Genomic DNA, 1,880 nt, shown 5'->3' with positions numbered 1-1,880 from the left:
TTATAATATTGAATATTTAAAAACTGATGAAGGCGCATCTGTTATTTGTTATGCAACTGAGGATTATGCCAATTATGATAATCAAGATATACTTTATCAAGGAAGATTCCCAAAACATACAAACGAAGTTGCTATTGGAGGACTCTTATCACAATCATTTCATAAGCAGATTGGTGATACAATTACTTTAATTAAAGGTGACAACCAGCAAGAGTATTTGATTACAGGTTTAATTCAAGGTTCTAACTTTATGGGACATGATGCCGCAATGACAAATGATGCTTATCAAGCATTGTCTCCTTATCATCAACAATCAACTCTTAATGTTTATTTAAATGATAACATAAATATTGATGACTTTATTCAGAGGATTAAAGAGAAATACCCTGATACATTTATCAGTGTTGTGAATAATATGAAAACCATTACAGCTTCGATGGGAACATACCGTGAAATTGTGAGTATGTTAGTCATTGTTATTGCTTTTGTAACTGCTGTTATTATCGCTTTAACATTATATCTTGTTATGAAGACTTCATTAACACGCAGAAAAAAGCATCTGGGAATTCAAAAAGCATTAGGGTATACAACTTCTCAACTGGTTTTACAGAATGCCTTAAGTTTATTGCCTGCTCTGCTCATAGGATCGTTATTAGGTTCTATAACTGCTTATTATACAATAAATCCTATCTTAAGTTTATTATTTTCAAGTATTGGCATTATGAAAGTTAATTTTGAAATCATACCAACCATATTTCTGATTTTAAACTTTATAATTATTTTCTTTGGTTTTATTATTTCCATTTTTGTAGCTTTACGCATTCGTAAAATAACTCCATATTCATTAATGAGCCATTGATATTTCAAATAGGTTGAGCAAGACATATGCTGAATCTATTTTTTTACTTTCAAATGAGGTATAATAAGAACAAGGGAGGAAAGATATTATGAGTTCAAAGACAACAAATTCTACAACAATGTTTATATATATTGCTATGGTTATTATGGGTGTTTCTATAATAGTCAGTTTAACAAATTATTTTTCATTCTTTAATATCCTAAGAGCCATTTGTGGGATGATAATTATCTTTGGATATTATTTATTAACTCAACAAAAGAAAGTTGGTTTTATAGTGATGTGGTTAGGAACACTCTTTTATGCATTGACTCTACAAATATTAGGTCCTGAAGGTGCAATAGTTTCTATTTTTATGTCATCAGAAATCATTTTAAATATCTTTGTGACATTTGCTGTATCAAAACAATTGAAAGATTATTCATAAAAAAAAACAGCACCTTATAATGCTGTTTTTTTCCTAAATATAAAACTGACTCCTGTTTCTTGATTAACTGCATGAACCTGATATCCAAACATTGATGAAATCTTACTGACAATTGAAAGTCCTAATCCAAATTGACCTTTCACACCTTTAACATAAGGATTAAATAAAAAAGGTAAAGTTTCTTGATCAATATGGTCGCCATCATTATAAATCTCTAAATATTTTTCCTTAAGAATAATATGTATTTCAGTCTTTGCATATCGTGTTGCATTTTCAATGATATTTTCAATTGCAACACGCCAATGTTCTTCATCACCAATAAAACATACATCTTCTAAATCTGTTTTTAAGGTTAATTCTGGTTTTAAAGCATCCATTTGATTGACAATCTTTTCAATCAATTGTTTCATATCAAATGTTCCTAATTCATTATTCTCACCTTGTAGATAATCCAGTCTATTTAAATATAAGAACGACTTCACTTTATGTTCTAATAGCTCAGCATTCTCTAAAATAATATCCATAGAACTATTTTTATCAACATAAGGATAAATATCATCCTTAACACTTTGACCATATGTTTGAATCAAAGCAATT

Annotated in this window: 3 protein-coding genes; 2 read left to right on the top strand and 1 reads right to left on the bottom strand. The window is 28.8% G+C overall.

Annotated features, from left to right (window positions below):
• Together ACLR9T_RS14310 and ACLR9T_RS14305 are read left to right on the top strand one after the other, a co-directional pair.
• Positions 1–859: ABC transporter permease (locus tag ACLR9T_RS14310; RefSeq protein ID WP_413110138.1), on the top strand; the 859-nt coding region annotated here is incomplete at its 5' end.
• Between the two features lie 88 nt (positions 860–947).
• Entirely contained in the window at positions 948–1,283 is a 336-nt protein-coding gene (locus ACLR9T_RS14305; protein WP_412874266.1) for a hypothetical protein, read from the top strand.
• 14 nt (positions 1,284–1,297) lie between these two features.
• Here the strand turns inward: ACLR9T_RS14305 and ACLR9T_RS14300 are convergent.
• A partial coding sequence (locus tag ACLR9T_RS14300) for an ATP-binding protein (RefSeq protein ID WP_413110137.1) occupies positions 1,298–1,880 on the bottom strand: 583 nt, incomplete at its 5' end.

The organism is Thomasclavelia sp. (assembly GCF_047249845.1).
GTDB lineage: Bacteria > Bacillota_I > Bacilli_A > Erysipelotrichales > Coprobacillaceae > Thomasclavelia.
This window is presented reverse-complemented; position numbering and strand designations above follow the sequence as displayed.

Bases quoted from the DNA above. Each gene is read 5' to 3' on its own strand.
- ACLR9T_RS14305 (WP_412874266.1), top strand. From the start codon at position 948: ATGAGTTCAAAGACAACAAATTCTACAACAATGTTTATATATATTGCT.